Here is a 17,171-nt window from a genome sequence, read left to right as displayed (position 1 = left end):
TATGGAAAAAAGAACAAACTATTGTGGTAATATTACTGCTAAATATATTGGTCAAAAAGTTAATCTATATGGTTGGGTCCAACGAGTTCGTAATTTAGGTAATTTAGTTTTTATTGATTTACGTGACCGTGAAGGTCTAGTTCAAGTAGTCATTAATCATGACTCAGGCCAAGAATTGATGCACCTTGCTGATCAACTTGGTAATGAATATGTTATTCAAGTTAAAGGTGAGGTAGTTAAGCGTTCAAGCATTAATCCAGAAATGAAAACAGGAGAAGTTGAAATTAATGCGCAAGAACTTATTATTTTAAATAAATCACAAAATCCACCTTTTGAAATTAAAGATAATATTGAAGTAGGCGAGCAAACTAGGCTAAAATATCGTTATCTAGATTTGCGGCGCCCCAGCTTACAAAAAGCGCTTATTTTACGTTCGAAAATTTTACAGGCAACGCATGAATATTTTGATGAAAATGGTTTCATTAATATTGAAACACCAATTTTAGGAAAATCATCACCAGAAGGCGCACGAGATTATTTAGTTCCTTCGCGAATTTATCCAGGTAGTTTCTACGCTTTGCCGCAGTCACCTCAATTATTTAAACAATTGTTAATGGGAGCAGGTTTTGATAAGTATTACCAGTTATCTAGATGCTTCCGCGATGAAGATTTAAGAGGCGATCGTCAACCAGAATTTACCCAAATTGATATGGAAACGTCCTTTACTGATGAAGAACAAGTGCAAGAATATACTGAAGGACTATTAAAGAAAGTTATGAAAGATGTCATGGGGATTGACTTAAAAACGCCAATTGATCGCATTACTTGGACTGAAGCAATGAACAATTATGGTACTGATAAGCCTGATCTTCGCTTTGGCATGCAAATTCATGATTTAAGTCCAATTTTTAAAAATAGTGACTTTAAAGTATTTTCTAATGCAATTAGTGCGGGCGGTTTTGTTAAAGGGATTGCGGTTAAAAACGGCGCTGAGACTTATTCGCGCAAACAAATTGAGAAAAAACAAGATTTCATTAAACGTTTCCACGCTAAGGGTTTAGCTTGGGTTAAATTTGAAAATGGGGAATTTAATGGACCAATTGCGCGCTTTTTAAATGAGGAAAATCAAGCTGCCCTAATTAAAGAATTTTCTCTTACAGGTAGTGAGTTATTGGTCTTTATAGCTGATAAATGGAAAGTCTGCTGTGATTCATTAGATCATTTACGCCGGGAATTTGCTAAAGAGACCAATATTATTCCTAAGCATGTCTTTAATTTTGTTTGGGTAGTTGACTGGCCCCTATTTGAATATGATGAAGGCATAGGTCGTTGGATTGCGGCTCACCACCCATTCACTATGCCGGATGATGAGGGAATTAAATTACTTGATACTGATCCGCACAAGGCGCATGCTCGTAGTTATGACATTGTGATGAATGGTGATGAATTAGGTGGAGGTTCAATTCGTATCCATAAGCGTTCAATTCAAGAAAAAATGCTTAAAGCACTTGGTTTTAGTAAAAAACGGTCATATGAACAATTTGGTTACTTATTAGATGCTCTTGATATGGGCTTCCCGCCACATGCTGGGTTAGCTATTGGCTTAGATCGTTTTGCAATGCTACTAGCAGAAAAAGATAATATTCGTGATGTCTTGGCCTTCCCTAAAAATGCTAATGCTTCAGAGCCAATGATGCACGCACCTGCTCCAGTTGCTGAGCAGCAATTAGCTGACTTGGGGATTGAAGTTGAAGCACAGTATCACGAAAGTGTAGCTAAAATTGAAACAACTCTTAAGCAACAAGCAGAAGAAACTGCTGCTAAAAATACTTCTTGGGATGAAAATTAATAGATAAATTTAAAGAAAATAAGCTGTAAAACTGAATGTTTGATGTAACCTTCTAGTTTTGTGGCTTATTTTCATAATGTATTTAATCACGATTGGAAACAAAACAATGCTTAGAAAATATCATTACGCCTTTGGCTGTTATGGAATAATTGGTAATCAGTCCGAACTTGTTGTCATTAAAAAGAATGGTGGTCCATACACTAATCGTTATGATTTACCGGGTGGTAGTTTAGAGGATGGAGAGGGGCTGGATCAAGCTATACTACGGGAAATAAGAGAAGAGACCGGCTTATTAGTTCAAGTTTATCAACAATTAGGGATTACATCATTTAAATATCCTTGGGACTATGAAAATTGGCATTTTAACCAGCACTTCTGCGTTTTTTATAATATTCAAAAAGCTGAGGTTAGCCAATTTGATGGTCAAGACTCATTAGGAGCAGTACGCGTACCTTTGAAAAAGCTCAGTTTCACCAATGCTTCTCCTTTAGTTATGTGGGCTAAATTGTATCTCATCAATCCTGAGCAAATGAATTTAGAAGATCAAACTTTTTCTACTTGGCAAGTTTTACAACGACCAGTTTTTTAAACAAGATTTTAAACAAAAAGCAACTAGTATTTTACCTAGTTGCCTTTTTCTTTGCTTAATTTAAAGTATCTAAGAATGCTAAAGCTGCATCATAATTTGGTTCATTCGTCATTTCCACAATTAATTCTTGATAAAGTATTTTTTGGTTAGTGTCAATAATCCAAATACTTCGTGAATCAAGTCCCATTTTTTCAATAAATAGTCCCATCTTCTTACCAAAATCAAATTTTTCATCAGAGAGTAATTCCATTTTTACTACTCCTTCTGCTGCACACCAGTTACGTTGGTCACTGGGTGAGTTAGTTGAAATGGTATAAAAATTAATATTGTCGTATTTGTCAACTTCACTATTAAAGTGCTTGGTTGAGATGCTACATACACTAGTATTAATATCGGGTACTACGCTAATTAAAGTGGGTTTGTTAATTAATTCTGACAAGTTGACGATAGATCCATCAGCTTTTTCAATTTTTAAATCGGGTAATATCTCGCCAACTTTTGGTGGTTGACCATTAGTCGATAATGGGGTACTTAGTCTTGTAATTTGCATTTTGTTTACTCTTTCTTTAAAACTGTTTACTCTAAAGTCTAAACTATATACTGAACTGGACCAAAATAAAATGCTTGCTAATTATTTAAAGCTGCTCATTTACGTAAGTTGTAATGCGCTCAACGGCAGTTCTTAAACATTTTTCAGATGATGCATAGGATAAACGTACAAATCCTTGACCACCAGCCCCAAAGTAACTACCAGGAATTACTCCTACCTTAACTTTATTGGCTAAGTCAGTAGCAAAAGCTACATCATCTGTACCGAATTTACTTGGAATTTTAGCAAAAATATAAAATGCGCCTTCAGGTGTAGCCATTGTAAACCCATTTTTTTCAAGACCTGTTTGAATTATGTGTAATCTGCGTTCATAAATTGCTCGGGCCTCGATATAATCTTGTTCACCATGACTGATAGCTTCTGCTGCCCCAATTTGAACATTATCAGTAACTGAGGTAATCATAAAGGAATTGATTTTGGAGATTGTTTGCATAATTTCTTTTGGCGCTGCAATATAACCAATTCGCCAACCAGTCATGGCAAAATTTTTAGATAATCCTGAAAGAAGGATAGTCCGATCTGGAATAATTTGTGTAAGCGAATAGTGCTTTTTCTGAGCATAAATTAATTCGGCATAAATTTCATCGCTTAAGGCAAATAAATTATAATCGACAATAACTTTTGCTAGCTCTTTTAAATCTTTTTTAGCATAAACTCGTCCGGTCGGATTAGATGGATCAGTTAAAATGACTGCTTTTGCTCCTTTTCCTTCATTTTCCATAACTTTTGCTAGATGTGCAGCAGTCAAAATAAAATTATCAGCAGAAGTATCTACTTCTATAGGTACGCCGCCAGCCATTTTTATAATACCAAAATAGACTCCCCAAACAGGTGTAGGAACAATTACTTTATCACCGGGGTTAAGGATAGCCATAAAGGAAACATTTAAGGCTGCTGATACTCCGACAGTTGCACAAATTTCATTTTTGGGGTTATAGTACACGCCTAAACTCTTTTTGAGATAATCACTTACTGCATTTAAGTATTCTTCTTTACCAGCTTCTGGCGCATAGTGTGAGTCATCGCGGTTAATATCATCTATAGCGGCTTGCTTAATGTGGTCGGGAGTGTTCAAGTCGGGTTCACCGACAGTTAACTTAACTATTCCAGGAATCTGAGATATTTTTTGACTAAATGAACGAATTTCGGATTTAGGTAATTTTTCAATCCTTTTGTTAATTGTATCAGATAAATTATTTGCTAGAGTTGGCATAATAAAAGAACCTTTCTTGAATTTTGATATAGATACAATTATAACGCAGTAGTCGCTTTAAGAATATTTAAATTAATATTAATTTAGCAATTAATTTTTCGGTTGTTCAAAAATAGATTTATGATAGTTATTTAAGGAGAGTGACAATAATGGATCAAGAACAAAAAAAGCAGCAATTAAAGCATTTGTCCAAAGAGCAATTCGAAGTGACGCAGCATGGGGCTACCGATTATCCTTTTAAGGGTAAATATGATGATTTTTACCAAAAGGGAATTTATGTTGACATTGTTTCTAAGGAACCACTATTTTCAAGTGAAGACAAATACGATGCTGGTTGTGGATGGCCTAGCTTTACTAAGCCAATTCAAAAACTAGTTTATCATCGTGATCAGTCTCATAATATGGAACGCACCGAGGTCAAGAGTCCTGAGGCTGACTCTCATCTAGGACATGTCTTTACCGATGGTCCTGTAGATCAAGGAGGCTTACGTTATTGTATTAATTCTTCAGCTTTAAAATTTATTCCTTTTGATCAATTAGAAAAAGAGGGATATGGCGAATATCGCAAACTTTTTAAATAATAATAATTATGTAAAGTATAAAAAAGCAAATCGATTTCTTTAATAAATTAGATGCTTTTTTTATTTTTAGCTCTCTTAATTTAACATTTTCTAAAAACTTGATAAGCTAATTAGTATGAGGCAATAGCAAATAGTCCATCTTCAAAAGCAAAAAGTACTATTGCGCTAAATGGGTACATGAGAAAGGAAGAATAATGACAAAATTACAGACAATTAGTTCCCAGTTATGGACACTGACCAATGAGCTAGAGACTAATCGGGATACAACTGAATCCAAAAATTATATTTTAGCCTTCATATGTTATCGTTACTTGTCCGAACAGCAAGAACAGTATCTTGTTAGTAGCAGTGCTATAAATGTTAAGAAAGGCCAAGCAATTAATGAAGCTTACCTAGAACAAGCAGGCGGTGCTGAATTAAATGCTTATCTTAAGGATATCTTTTCAAATCTTGGTTATGCCATTGCGCCACTTGACACTTGGCAGTCATTAGTAAATAAAATTGACAAGGGCCAAGTAAATCTAAGTGACTATCAAACTATTTTTGCTAATTTTGATAAGAATGCTGCACTATCTAAAGCGGCAGGTCAAACCTTCAAGGGGATCTTTAGTAATCTTAACTTAGCCGATTCCTACCTGGGGTCATCAGCTAATGAACGAGTGAAGTCTTTAGCGAAGATTGTCAAATTAGTTGATAGTATTGATTATCAAGATGAAGCTGGTAAAGATATTCTTGGTGATATCTCTACTGGTTTAATTAGCAAATATGCAGCTGGTAAGAAGGGGGCTACTTTTTGCACACCACCGGCAGTTGCAAAATTAATAGCTAAAATAGTGACAGCAGATTTACCTAAAGCAACCCAATCGTTCACAGTATATGATCCTAGTTGTGGGGTAGGTTCAATTTTGTCAGCGCTAGCAAATGATAATAACTCAGCAATTGTCAAGTTGTATGGGCAAGAAGCAAATTTGACCGCTTACAATTTAGCTAGAATAAATTTAATGTTGCACCATGTTTTATTTACTAATATGACATTGTTCAACACTGATGCGCTCGAAAACGATTGGCCGGCCGAACCAAATACTAAAGAAATTGATTATCCACGTACCTTTGATGCGGTTGTGGCTAATCCACCAGATCCTCAATCTTGGAATAATAACCAAAATAAGTTAACAGATCCCCGTTTTCGTAATTATGGCAAATTGGCTCCCCGGACTAAGACTAGTTTTGCTTTTGTTTTACAGGGTCTTTATCATTTAAACGAAAAGGGAATCATGGCGATTGTTCTTCCTAACGAAGTTTTATTCCGTAGTGCTGCAGAAGCTACAATTCGCAAAAATTTGGTTGAGCATCCAGATGGTAATCAGATCGATGCTGTAATAGGGCTACCGCCTAATCTATTTTATGAGAGCATAAGGCCAATGATTATTTTGGTACTAAAAAAGACGCGTACTAGCGAAGATATTATTTTTATTGATGCTTCAAAAGAATTTGCTAAAGGTAAAATGAAAAATTATTTAACTCAAGAAAACATTGATAAAATTTTCAAGACCTATCAAAAACGTGTAGCCATGCCACAATATGCTTATTTAGCGTCTATCGAAGAAATCCGTGCTAATGATTATAATTTAAATGTTTCACAATATATTACTACTTCTGAAAATAAAAAAATTGATTTAACTGAAATCGATAGATTATTGTTCCAAGATAAAAAAGACATCGCTGCACTAGAAGCTAAAATTGCTAAAGACTTAAAAGTCTTAGAGATTAAAAGGGACCAGTGAGTTTTTATATAGTGGCAAGTATTAGCTTTTTAATCAAATTAGTACATCAATTATAAATAATTCAAATAAAGAATAAAGGATTTTTCAAAAAAGGAAGAAACAATATTTAATCGATTTGACAAATATGCTATTATATCAATGAAAGGGAGCGATTACATGGATTCATTAATGCGGCATATTTTTGGCCTACAAAAGAAGAAGGTCAAGCATCAAAAACATAGTAAATACAATAATAAAAAACGAAAGTCGTTAATTTGCGGGCATACTTTCTTTGGTATATTTTAAGTAAATAAATTAATAAAGACATATCTTTGGTCATGAGATATGTCTTTATTAATTGTAAAAGAATGTGAGATTTATGAATAAGAAAATAAAGCTGTATGCAATTTCTTGGCAGTTCATTTTAGGGCTTATTTTAGGGATTTTAGGTACCTTTATTGAGGTTTTGATACCTTTAATAGTGCGACAATTTATTGACGGTAAAACGCACATAAGCGCCCATATAAATTTTCGTTTAGCTGCGGTAATCGTGTTAACCATTATTTTTAGTGCAATTATTAGTGCTTTTTGCCAATACTTGATCAGTGTGGCCGGAAATTTAAAAATTGCTGAAGTTAGAATGGAAATTGAGCAAAAGTTACTTACTTTGCCTATGAGCTTTTTTACTAATCAAAAAAGTGGTCAACTTTCTAGTCATTTAATTAATGATGCTGAAGTAGTTCAAGATTTTATGACTAGTAGTATTCCAGCCACCATTAATAGTTTAATTGCAGTGCTAGGATCATTCATTGTTTTATTTCATTTAGATTGGCAATTGACGGTATTTATTGTCTTATCTTTTTCACTAATTATCTTAATTGCATATCCAATTGGAAAAATTAGTGAAAAATTGTCGCTCACTACCCAGAATAAATTAAGTGAACTTTCTGGTCAAAGTACAGAAAACATATATAATATCCGCAGTATTAAGCTGAATAATGCTTATCGCCCAGTCTTGTTAAATTTTAAGCAGGTAGTAGTTGAATTATTTAAAGTTTCAAATAAAACTGATTGCATATTTTCAATTGTAGGTCCCATTCAAACGGTTTTTACTTTAGGAATTATTCTTTTAATTATTATATATGGTGGTATTCGTGTACAGCAGGCTAGTTTGAGTATTGGCACCTTAGTATCCTTTTTAATTTATCTCTTTCAGGTAATTGAGCCAATTAATATGTTGGGTAATTTTTATACCAGTTACAAGCAAGCTAAAGGGGCTACTTTGGAATTAAATAAGATTTTGAATACACCAGGAGAAAAAAGTGTTTATCAAGTTAATTCTCAAATATTGTTTGCTAAGAATAGTTGTTTAACGTTGAAAAATGCCTCTTTTTCATATCAAAAGGAACCGGTTTTACAAAATATTTCTTTAAGTTTTAATAGTGGCCAAAAAATAGCAATAGTTGGTCCCTCTGGTGCTGGTAAAACAACAATTATTAATTTATTAACTAGATTGTATGAATTAAATGAAGGACAACTTTTATTAAATTCAGTAAGTGCTACTAACTACGATCTAAATACTTGGCGTAATTTGTTTGCCGTAGTAACCCAAGAAAACACGATTATTTCAGGATCAATTTATTTAAACCTAACTTTTGGCTTGACTGTTATTCCTGAAGAAAGTGATATTTGGGCCGCCCTAGACAAGGCTAATTTGTTAGAAGATGTGCAAAAAATGCCCAATGGCTTACAAACTTTAGTTGGTGAACAGGGAATCGGTTTGTCGGGCGGTCAAAGGCAAAGATTACAGATTGCTCGCGCATACTTGCGCCAAGCCAATTTTTTAATTCTAGATGAAGCAACTTCTAACCTAGATCCCAATTCGGAGAAAATTATTACTAATACTTTGAATGAGTTGCTTGCTACTCACCAGACGACTTTAATTGTCATTGCTCATCGCTTATCGACAATTGTTGATTCAGACAAAATTTATTTTTTAGATAATCATCAAATTACCGGCAGTGGTACCCACCAAGAGTTGATGCAATTGGTTCCTAAATATAAACAATTTGTTAATGAAGAACTATTGGCAGTTGAAAAATAATTATACAAGGAGGAAACAGATAAATGGACTTAACTGGTAATGAATACCTGGAATTTGTTAAAAACGACCGTTCACTTTTTTATTATCCTAATGATGAACCAAAAAATAAATTTAAATTTACAAAACCTAAAACTAGCTTTCAAGAATCAACTGATAGCTATTGGCATTATATTTTATTTGATCATAAATTGCCCCAACAAGGCTGGAAAATTCATCTAACTGCTAATATTAAGGATGCACAAAAACTATTATTGACGGTGAGCCAGTACTTAAACAATCAACAAGTTAGTTATAAATTTATTGATACAGTAGATGCAATGCTTTTAAGTAATTCCAAATATGGTGACCGAACAGAGTCGGGAAAGTTTATTACAGTTTATCCCGTAAATACTACTGAATTTGTCCAACTTCTGACTGCGTTAGCAGAAATCACCCAAGACTTTTTAGAGGGGCCATATATATTAAGCGATCAAGAATGGCAAGATAGCCATGTCTTTTACCGTTACGGTGCCTTTAAGGCAATGAAAACGGTGATTGACGGTGCAGAAGTTTACGCCATTATTGATAATAAACATAACTTAGTTGAAGATAAACGGTTACCATATTATTATCAGCCTGATTTTATTGTAGAACCTGAACAATTGAAAAATAATGTACAACATTATGATCAAAATGAATTCAAAAAACTAATGAATTATAATGTTGATTTTTCTTTACACTATAGCAATGCTGGTGGAGTTTATCATGCAGTTTTCAAGGGGAAGGAATGGGTTCTAAAAGAAGGCCGTGCTTTTGCGGGCTTAGATGCTAATGGCAATGATGGTTTTAATCGGATTAAACACGAGTATAAAATATTAAAGCAACTAGCCGAGATACCAACAGTTGTTAATGTTTATGAGAGTTTTAAGGCATGGAAACATCAATATTTAGTTGAAGAGTACCTTCAAGGAGATACTCTAGCTGATTTTGTTGATAGTCAATATCCCTTTACCGCAAATAAGCAAAAGAAAAATGAATATCTTACAAAGACGGTCAAAATTATTACGGCACTTTTAAAGGCAATTAACCAAATTCACCAAAAGGGAATTGCAATTGGTGATTTACAACCAGATAATATAATTATATTAGATACGGATAAAGTAAAGTTAATTGATTTTGAAAATGCTCAAAAAGCGTCAGCAGCCTACAATCCTGGTCTGGCAACGCCTGGCTATTCTGATTTTAATGCGCAGACTTTTGCAGAAGCTGATCGAATTGCGTTATACAAAATTGCACGTTATATGATTTTGCCAACCGCAACTGGCTTTGATTGGGCGCCTGAATTAGAAGCGGTGCAAGATAAGAATATTAGCAATGTGTTTGGCAAGCAAATTGTAGAATTTTTGCATAATTTAAAAAAGCAATTAAATTTGAATTTTAATTCTGACTCACGCCACCCGCAGTATTATTATCAAAATCTAACAGTACCGTCTACACCATTTTCACTGAATCAGTTAAATCAAAATATAGCCGAAGTAGCTAAGGGAATCAGCGACAACTTGAATTACAACTTTAAAGGATTAATTTATGGTGACATTCCGCAATACAGTTCTGAAATTAGTTATTATTCCGTGGCCAATGGTGCTTTTGGCGCTATAATGGCTTTAAATAGATCACAGACTTTAGATCAGAAAAGTAAGCAAGAAATTAATATTTGGCTCGAACAGCAATTACCAAATTTAAAAAAATTGTTAGCTGAGCCAGCAACAGATATCGGATTATTTACTGGCCTAAGCGGTATTGCTACTGTTTTGTATGAACTAGGCTACACTAAAATTAGTTACAGTATAATGAGAAAAATACAGACTAATGTGGCACTTAAGTTAACCAATGACATTTCAATTTACTCTGGTTTAGCCGGAGTTGGGCTAGCTTTTTTATGCTTTTATGGACAAACAAAAAAAACTATTTACTTACAAAATGCAATTGATATTGGTAAACAAGTAATGCAAATCATTAAGCATGAACGCTATACCGAAAAAACTGATAGTGGATTAATTACTGGCTGGTTGGGTGCAGCATTATTTTTATGGAAATTAAGTATTGTTACAAAGGCAAAGCAATATAAGCAATCAGCTTTAAGAATCTACCAGGTAGTAATAAAAAATTCATTACAACTTACAAGTGACGGTGCATTTATTAAAGATAATTCCTACTCATATGAACGTTTAATCCCGTATGTTAATCATGGTAGTGCTGGCTTAGCCTTATTAATGATAGAATTTTTACAAGATGATCCTAAGGTTTTTACCAAAAAAGAATTAGAAATTTTATTAAAAATATTAAAGCAAAATGATGTTTTTGTAACTTTTTTTGCCGGATTATTCGATGGTTTTCTTAGCCTGCTGATTTTAGATAATGCCTTTGCAATTTGTACCAATAATAAAGTGACTTTAAAGAAGAAGTACAATTTACTTAATAATTACTTAGTTGCTCAAAATGGCGGCGTAATGGTACCTGGCAGCTTTGGCTTTAAGTGTTCTTTAGATTTGACTACTGGAAGCAGTGGCTTACTGCTACTTTTAACAGATATTAAGCAACATACCTGGAATGCTTGGCTACCACTTCTAAGAAGTAAATAATTTTTTAATTAACATAACTAAAAAGCCATTCCATTTATCATGGAGTGGCTTTTGTGGTATCACATATAGATATATTTTAAACAATTTCTTGTTCTTTAAATGTCCCATAAACACGCTCTACTTCGGTGACACTCATGAAGGCATAGGGATCACTTTTTTGAACAATTTGTAAAACATCGTACATATCATAGCGATTAATAACGGTTATTAAAACTTTTTTTTCTATGTGACTGTACGCTCCTTCGACATCATGAAAAATTGTGATACCGCGATGCATTTTTTCTTGAATTCCATCAATAATCGCTTGTGGCTGATCTGTGACAATTGTGACTTGCAATTTTTGGTGTTGGGTATAGACAGCATCAATCACCCGTCCATTAATAAAAATGGTCAGGGCCGAGTATAAAGCGCGATTCCAGCCAAAGGCAATACCGGCAGCAGCAATAATTACTAAATTAATAAAAATACTTACCTTGCCATAACTTGTGCCTGTTTTTTTCTGAACAACAATTCCCACAATATCTAAGCCACCAGTTGAGATGCCATTTTTCAAGGCAAAACCAGTTCCCAAGCCATTAATCATTCCCCCAAAAATTGCGCAAACAAGGGGATCAACATGCATATTAACTGGTTGTAGCACGCGCATCATAATCGAGCCCAAAATTACCGTGATAATTGTAAAAAAAGTAAACTTGTGCCCAATCTTAAACCAAGCAACTAAAAGTAGTGGCACATTTAAGGCAAAATACATTGCCGAAGTTGTCAAAGTGAAGGGGAGATAACGTTCACTCAATGTATTAATTAATTGAGCAAATCCGGTAATACCAGAAGAATACATGTGCCCCGGACCCCAAAAAAGATTTAACGCAATTGCTACTGCAATTGAATAAAAAAATGAAGCTGAAATCTTTGAAAGTAAATTATAACGTCTGTTAAAGGTATCGAGTCGATCCATTATTCACATTTTCCTTTTGTCCTAAATAATAGTAATTCATTTAATTCAGTGTAACAAAAGTTGGGGAGGTAACCAACTGAGAAAATTCAGTTAATTTTATTTTTGCCAGTGTTCTTTGATAAAAGTTAACCGACCACCAGCTTCCTCTAGTGCATAGCGATTGGGGGCCTTTTTATAGAAATCTTGATGATATTCTTCAGCTGGATAAAACGGTTGAGCCGGTTCTATTTTGGTAACAATCGGTGCAGTAAATCTGCCACTTTCTTGGAGCTTCTGCTTTGATTTTTCGGCAGCTAACTGTTGTTGGACAGAATTATAATAAATAACTGGGCGATAATTATCACCGCGATCTTGAAACTGGCCCATGGCATCAGTTGGATCAGTTACTTGCCAATAGTATTCTAATAATTGCTCATAAGACATCAGCTCTGGATCATAAGTTATTTCAACTGCTTCTGTGTGCCCAGTCAATCCACTAGCTACTTGTTCGTAAGTAGGGTTAGGGACGTGACCGCCGGTATAGCCAGAAATCACCTTTTTGACACCAGGTAAAGTGTCAAATGGCTCTACCATACACCAAAAGCAGCCCCCAGCAAAGATGGCTTTTTGAAAATTTTGTTTTTTATCCTTATTTATATTTGCCATTTTATTGACCTCATTTCATCTTGCCGGACTTAGGTAAAAAATATTTAAGACCGGTCTTAAGTGCTTGTTTATTCTTCAATTCCCAGATGATCTAAAATCAAGGCAGCCGTTTCCTCGATTGACCGGTTAGCAACATTAATAACAAAACACCCTAATTCATTGTAAAGGGTTTGGGCAGAATCAAGTTCTTTTTTAATTGCGTCTGTATTTGAATAAGTGGTATCGGGATTTAACCCATAGGCAATCATTCTTTGCCGTCTAATTTCATTTAATACGGATAAGTCATTGGTCAGACCAATAATTTTTTTAGGATTAACTTGATATATCTCCTTTGGAATATGCGTATCTGGTACTAATGGTAAGTTAGCTACTTTTAAATTTTTATTAGCTAAAAATAAAGAGAGTGGTGTTTTTGAAGTTCGAGAAACACCTAATAAAACGACATCAGCTTCTAAAAAGCCCTTTGGATCTTTGCCATCGTCATACATTACGGCAAACTCCATTGCAGATATTCGATCAAAATATTTTTGATTCATTTTATGTTGGGCACCAATTTTCTTAAGCGGTCGGCTACCAGTAGCGCTTTGAATTGCTTCAACCACTGGAGATAAAATATCAATCCCATGGATATTATGTTCCCGAATAAAACGAATTACTGGTAACTGCATTTCATCTTTAACTAAACTATAGATAATTACCAAATTAGGATACTTTTCGATTTCTTGAAAAGTTTCTGCCAATTTTTCTTTATTATAAACGAATGGATATCGCCGATAGTTAATTTGAGCATCGGGGAATTGCGCTGCTGCTGCCACTGCATTATTAAAAGCAGTATCACCAGCAGAATCAGAAATAATTATAATATTAACTTCTTTTTTTGGGGTTTCGTCAGTCATTGTCTGCTCCTTTTTTCATTTATTATACAATCTCCCTTTAATATTAACAGATTTTAAATAGCTAAAACGGTAATGAAAAATAATTTTAAAAAATATTGCTTGTATGTATTGACCGATGAATATGGTTTGATATAATTTAAATAAATGTATGACGGAAACGTCAAGAAATGGAAGGAGGGATCACATATGGCCAAGACTGTTGTTCACGAAAACGAGTCTATTGATGATGCTCTTCGTCGTTTCAAACGTTCCGTTTCTAGAAGTGGTACTTTGCAAGAATATCGCAAGCGCGAATTCTATGAGAAGCCAAGTGTACGTAGAAAGCTGAAGTCAGAAGCAGCTCGCAAGCGTAAGCATTATTAATATAAAAAACGACTTCTATCAATTATGGTAGAGGTCGTTTTTTAGATATTTTGCTAAGAATATTTATTTTATACCTATAACAAGATTTGTTATAATTTAAGCAAGCTATATTAGAAAGAAGGGATTACTGTGAGTTTATCAGAACAGATAATGGCTGATATGAAGGATGCGATGAAGGCACATGATAAAGTTAAGTTGAACACTGTGCGGATGATTAAGGCTGCTTTAATGAACGAAAAAATCAAAGTAGGGCGTGAATTGAATTCCGATGAAGAATTAACAGTTTTAAATCGTGAAAAAAAGCAACGTGAAGAATCATTGGCTGACTTTGTTAAAGCTAAGCGTACTGATTTAGTTGAGGAGACTAAAAAAGAATTAACCGTTATTGAAGCCTATATGCCTAAGCAACTTTCACAATCTGAGTTGGAAAAAATCGTTAGTGCAGCAATTGCTGAAGTCAGTGGTGCAACTAAAGCTGACTTTGGTAAGATTATGAAAATTTTAATGCCTAGAATCAAAGGTAGGGCAGATGGAAAAGTTGCCTCTAACCTGGTTAAAAACAAACTGAGTTAAGCAAGAAAGGGAGAAAAGATATTGGCTCAAACCAATTTTATTCCTAGAAATCCAGAAAATATTCAAAAGTTAGTTGGGGTTAATGACAGCAATCTTGATTTGTTAGCAGAGGGATATGATATCAGTATCACTGATACTGGAAGCCAAATTCTGCTTGCAGGCGATAGCAATAATTGTCAAAAAGCAATTGCTGTTTTAAAAGCCTTAGACAATGTAGTTAGTGCTAATATTAATATCAGTGCTCCTGATATTGTCAGCGCAATGAAAATGGCGGATAAAGGGATTACCGAATATTTTCCTGATCTATATAAAAAAATTCTAATTCGGGATGCTAAAGGTAAACCGATTAGGGTGAAAAATATCGGTCAAAAAAATTATGTTGAAGCAATCGAAAAAAATGATGTCGTATTTGGTATTGGTCCTGCTGGTACTGGTAAGACATTCATTGCCGTTGTTTGCGCAATTGCAGCTTTTAAAAAGGGTGAAGTTTCACGCATTGTTTTAACCCGACCAGCAATTGAAGCAGGTGAGTCACTTGGATTTTTACCTGGAGATTTAAAGGAAAAGGTTGATCCATATTTAAGACCAATTTACGATTCTCTTTATTCTATTTTGGGTACTAATACGACTGATCATTTGATGGAACGGGGAGTAATTGAGGTTGCTCCACTTGCGTATATGCGTGGGCGTACATTAGATGATGCATTTATAATATTAGATGAAGCTCAAAATACTACTGATGCGCAAATGAAGATGTTTTTAACTCGTTTAGGATTTAATTCCAAGATGATTGTTAATGGTGACATGACGCAAGTCGATTTACCTGGACGCCAGCGTAGCGGTTTAGTAGACGCTGAGCATATTTTAAAAGGTATCAGTCATATTAAATTTATTCAGTTTTCAGCTAATGATGTTGTTAGACATCCAGTTGTAGCTAAAATCATTAATGCATATGAAAAGAAAGAACAAAGTTAATGACTCCAATCGATATTACTTATAATGATGAAGTTGATTTTTTACAAGATAAAAAATGTAACTGGCAAAAGTGGATTACTGACCTATTATTGTTAGCCAAAAATGAAATTGGTAAAGAAAATAATTTAGAAATGAGTATTAACTTTGTCAATGAAGAGCGTAGTCAAAAAATCAATTATAAATATCGTGATAAAAATCGCCCAACTGATGTAATTTCCTTTGCGATTGAAGACGGTGAAGATAAGTTTGAGATTGCCGCTTTTGCAGCAGATCCTGATTTTTGTGAAGATATTGGTGATTTGTTCATGTGTCCGAGTGTCATAAGAAGACACAGTGAAGAATATGGTACTGGTTGGCAGCGTGAGTTTGGCTACACCCTTGTTCATGGCTTTTTACACCTTAATGGGTATGATCATATAGAACCTGACGAAGCAAAAGAAATGTTTGCCATTCAAGGTAAAATTTTAAAAAACTATGGCTTGCCTTTATATGCAGACCAGTTAGATGAGGGCAGAGGTAAATAATGTCGAATAATGAAAAAAATAAGTCTGGTTTTGTTGCGTTAATTGGTAGACCCAATGTTGGTAAATCAACTTTAATGAATTATTTAGTGGGGCAAAAAGTCGCAATAACTTCTAACAAACCGCAAACAACGCGTAATAAAATATCAGGTATTTACACTACGTCAGGTATGCAGGTAATTTTCGTTGATACACCAGGAATATTTAAGCCACACGGTGAACTTGATGACTATATGGACAAAGCAAGTTTATCTAGTTTAAATGATGTTGACTTAATTTTATTTATGGTTGAACCAGAAAAAATGGGTAAAGGTGACGAATATATCGTTAATCTTTTACAACAAGTTAAGGTACCAGCATTTTTACTAATTAATAAAGTTGATCAGGTTAATCCAAATGACTTATTAGGAATAATTGATGAATATCGTCAATTAAATATTTTTAAAGAATTTTTACCAATATCTGCTACTCAGGGAATCGGTATTTCTGACTTAAATCAGGTTTTATATGATTATTTACCAGAAGGTCCAGCCTACTATGATCCTGAGCAAATTACTGATCGGCCAGAATATTTTATGGTTAGTGAATTAATTCGTGAGCAACTTTTAAATTTAACTGCCGAAGAAGTACCCCATGCAGCTGCCGTATGGGTTGAACAAATGAATCAGCATGAAAATAACAAGCTGCAAATTGAAGCTACAATTTATGTCGAAAAAAGTGGGCAAAAAGGGATTATTATTGGTAAAGGAGGGAAAATGCTTAAGCAAATAGGCATTAATTCCCGTAAACAAATTGAGGACTTATTAGGTGAAAAAGTTAACCTGCACTTGTGGGTTAAAGTTCAACGTAATTGGCGATCTGATCCCCGCTTTTTGAAGCAGATTGGTTATAATAAGAAGGATTTGTCCTAAAA

The 17,171-nt window shown here is 34.3% G+C and carries 17 protein-coding genes; 12 read left to right on the top strand and 5 right to left on the bottom strand.

The features are described 5' to 3' along the window. The first annotated feature begins 1 nt into the window (after nucleotide 1). Nucleotides 2-1,849, top strand: coding sequence for an aspartate--tRNA ligase (aspS, locus tag F5ESL0237_RS03865; protein ID WP_122024685.1), 1,848 nt, complete (start codon nucleotides 2-4; stop codon nucleotides 1,847-1,849). A gap of 106 nt (nucleotides 1,850-1,955) precedes the next feature. Further along, the gene (locus F5ESL0237_RS03860; RefSeq protein WP_122024684.1) at nucleotides 1,956-2,438 is read left to right on the top strand and encodes an NUDIX hydrolase; all 483 of its coding nucleotides are present in this window, start codon (nucleotides 1,956-1,958) and stop codon (nucleotides 2,436-2,438) included. 55 nt (nucleotides 2,439-2,493) lie between these two features. On the opposite strand, the gene tpx is transcribed toward F5ESL0237_RS03860, so the two are convergent. Both tpx and F5ESL0237_RS03850 read right to left on the bottom strand, forming a co-directional pair. Then, entirely contained in the window at nucleotides 2,494-2,988 is a 495-nt protein-coding gene (gene tpx, locus F5ESL0237_RS03855) for a thiol peroxidase (RefSeq protein ID WP_122021703.1), read from the bottom strand. Nucleotides 2,989-3,073: 85 nt separating this feature from the next. Further along, on the bottom strand, nucleotides 3,074-4,261 hold the full coding sequence (locus F5ESL0237_RS03850; protein WP_122021702.1) for an aminotransferase class I/II-fold pyridoxal phosphate-dependent enzyme: 1,188 nt from the start codon (nucleotides 4,259-4,261) through the stop codon (nucleotides 3,074-3,076). A 149-nt stretch (nucleotides 4,262-4,410) separates the two neighbouring features. On the opposite strand from F5ESL0237_RS03850, the gene msrB reads away from it, so the two are divergent. From msrB to lanKC, 5 genes are all read left to right on the top strand, one after another. Continuing rightward, a complete protein-coding gene (gene msrB, locus F5ESL0237_RS03845) occupies nucleotides 4,411-4,842 on the top strand; it encodes a peptide-methionine (R)-S-oxide reductase MsrB (protein WP_090092018.1) in 432 nt (143 codons plus the stop codon). A 194-nt stretch (nucleotides 4,843-5,036) separates the two neighbouring features. Continuing rightward, nucleotides 5,037-6,626, top strand: coding sequence for a type I restriction-modification system subunit M (locus F5ESL0237_RS03840; protein WP_122024683.1), 1,590 nt, complete (start codon nucleotides 5,037-5,039; stop codon nucleotides 6,624-6,626). 156 nt (nucleotides 6,627-6,782) lie between these two features. Further along, a complete protein-coding gene (locus F5ESL0237_RS08575) occupies nucleotides 6,783-6,911 on the top strand; it encodes a hypothetical protein (protein ID WP_255409268.1) in 129 nt (42 codons plus the stop codon). Between the two features lie 73 nt (nucleotides 6,912-6,984). Continuing rightward, entirely contained in the window at nucleotides 6,985-8,709 is a 1,725-nt protein-coding gene (locus tag F5ESL0237_RS03835; protein ID WP_122024682.1) for an ABC transporter ATP-binding protein, read from the top strand. Nucleotides 8,710-8,732: 23 nt separating this feature from the next. After that, nucleotides 8,733-11,330 carry a class III lanthionine synthetase LanKC gene (lanKC, locus tag F5ESL0237_RS03830; protein WP_122024681.1) on the top strand — a complete coding sequence of 866 codons (2,598 nt, stop codon included), beginning with the start codon at nucleotides 8,733-8,735 and terminating at the stop codon, nucleotides 11,328-11,330. 76 nt (nucleotides 11,331-11,406) lie between these two features. Here lanKC and F5ESL0237_RS03825 read toward each other — a convergent pair whose 3' ends face one another. From F5ESL0237_RS03825 to F5ESL0237_RS03815, 3 genes are all read right to left on the bottom strand, one after another. Next, nucleotides 11,407-12,285 carry a YitT family protein gene (locus F5ESL0237_RS03825; protein WP_122024680.1) on the bottom strand — a complete coding sequence of 293 codons (879 nt, stop codon included), beginning with the start codon at nucleotides 12,283-12,285 and terminating at the stop codon, nucleotides 11,407-11,409. 96 nt (nucleotides 12,286-12,381) lie between these two features. Further along, nucleotides 12,382-12,930: a peptide-methionine (S)-S-oxide reductase MsrA gene (msrA, locus tag F5ESL0237_RS03820; protein WP_122024679.1), complete on the bottom strand. Its 549-nt coding sequence runs from the start codon at nucleotides 12,928-12,930 to the stop codon at nucleotides 12,382-12,384. Between the two features lie 68 nt (nucleotides 12,931-12,998). Further along, on the bottom strand, nucleotides 12,999-13,826 hold the full coding sequence (locus F5ESL0237_RS03815; protein WP_090092009.1) for a pyruvate, water dikinase regulatory protein: 828 nt from the start codon (nucleotides 13,824-13,826) through the stop codon (nucleotides 12,999-13,001). A gap of 186 nt (nucleotides 13,827-14,012) precedes the next feature. Between F5ESL0237_RS03815 and rpsU the strand changes: the two genes are divergently transcribed. The 5 genes from rpsU (at nucleotide 14,013) to era (ending at nucleotide 17,169) form a co-directional block, all read left to right on the top strand. Continuing rightward, nucleotides 14,013-14,189: a 30S ribosomal protein S21 gene (rpsU, locus tag F5ESL0237_RS03810; protein WP_046306945.1), complete on the top strand. Its 177-nt coding sequence runs from the start codon at nucleotides 14,013-14,015 to the stop codon at nucleotides 14,187-14,189. 129 nt (nucleotides 14,190-14,318) lie between these two features. Then, complete coding sequence (locus F5ESL0237_RS03805; RefSeq protein ID WP_090092007.1) at nucleotides 14,319-14,762, top strand: GatB/YqeY domain-containing protein; 444 nt, start codon at nucleotides 14,319-14,321, stop codon at nucleotides 14,760-14,762. A 21-nt stretch (nucleotides 14,763-14,783) separates the two neighbouring features. Then, nucleotides 14,784-15,737 (top strand): PhoH family protein, encoded by a 954-nt coding sequence (locus F5ESL0237_RS03800; RefSeq protein WP_122021695.1) that lies wholly within the window; start codon nucleotides 14,784-14,786, stop codon nucleotides 15,735-15,737. Continuing rightward, entirely contained in the window at nucleotides 15,737-16,261 is a 525-nt protein-coding gene (gene ybeY / locus F5ESL0237_RS03795) for an rRNA maturation RNase YbeY (protein WP_090092004.1), read from the top strand. The genes F5ESL0237_RS03800 and ybeY overlap by 1 nt, the downstream gene beginning before the upstream one ends. Continuing rightward, complete coding sequence (gene era / locus F5ESL0237_RS03790; protein WP_122024678.1) at nucleotides 16,261-17,169, top strand: GTPase Era; 909 nt, start codon at nucleotides 16,261-16,263, stop codon at nucleotides 17,167-17,169. Before ybeY ends, era begins: the two co-directional genes overlap by 1 nt. Nucleotides 17,170-17,171 lie beyond the last annotated feature (2 nt).

This window comes from Lactobacillus sp. ESL0237, from assembly GCF_003692985.1.
Taxonomy (GTDB): domain Bacteria; phylum Bacillota; class Bacilli; order Lactobacillales; family Lactobacillaceae; genus Lactobacillus; species Lactobacillus bombicola.
This window is presented reverse-complemented; position numbering and strand designations above follow the sequence as displayed.

Bases quoted from the DNA above. Each gene is read 5' to 3' on its own strand.
- F5ESL0237_RS03815 (WP_090092009.1), bottom strand. From the start codon at position 13,826: ATGACTGACGAAACCCCAAAAAAAGAAGTTAATATTATAATTATTTCT.
- msrA (WP_122024679.1), bottom strand. From the start codon at position 12,930: ATGGCAAATATAAATAAGGATAAAAAACAAAATTTTCAAAAAGCCATC.
- rpsU (WP_046306945.1), top strand. From the start codon at position 14,013: ATGGCCAAGACTGTTGTTCACGAAAACGAGTCTATTGATGATGCTCTT.
- F5ESL0237_RS03850 (WP_122021702.1), bottom strand. From the start codon at position 4,261: ATGCCAACTCTAGCAAATAATTTATCTGATACAATTAACAAAAGGATT.
- aspS (WP_122024685.1), top strand. From the start codon at position 2: ATGGAAAAAAGAACAAACTATTGTGGTAATATTACTGCTAAATATATT.
- F5ESL0237_RS08575 (WP_255409268.1), top strand. From the start codon at position 6,783: ATGGATTCATTAATGCGGCATATTTTTGGCCTACAAAAGAAGAAGGTC.
- lanKC (WP_122024681.1), top strand. From the start codon at position 8,733: ATGGACTTAACTGGTAATGAATACCTGGAATTTGTTAAAAACGACCGT.
- F5ESL0237_RS03825 (WP_122024680.1), bottom strand. From the start codon at position 12,285: ATGGATCGACTCGATACCTTTAACAGACGTTATAATTTACTTTCAAAG.
- tpx (WP_122021703.1), bottom strand. From the start codon at position 2,988: ATGCAAATTACAAGACTAAGTACCCCATTATCGACTAATGGTCAACCA.
- F5ESL0237_RS03835 (WP_122024682.1), top strand. From the start codon at position 6,985: ATGAATAAGAAAATAAAGCTGTATGCAATTTCTTGGCAGTTCATTTTA.
- era (WP_122024678.1), top strand. From the start codon at position 16,261: ATGTCGAATAATGAAAAAAATAAGTCTGGTTTTGTTGCGTTAATTGGT.
- ybeY (WP_090092004.1), top strand. From the start codon at position 15,737: ATGACTCCAATCGATATTACTTATAATGATGAAGTTGATTTTTTACAA.
- msrB (WP_090092018.1), top strand. From the start codon at position 4,411: ATGGATCAAGAACAAAAAAAGCAGCAATTAAAGCATTTGTCCAAAGAG.
- F5ESL0237_RS03840 (WP_122024683.1), top strand. From the start codon at position 5,037: ATGACAAAATTACAGACAATTAGTTCCCAGTTATGGACACTGACCAAT.
- F5ESL0237_RS03860 (WP_122024684.1), top strand. From the start codon at position 1,956: ATGCTTAGAAAATATCATTACGCCTTTGGCTGTTATGGAATAATTGGT.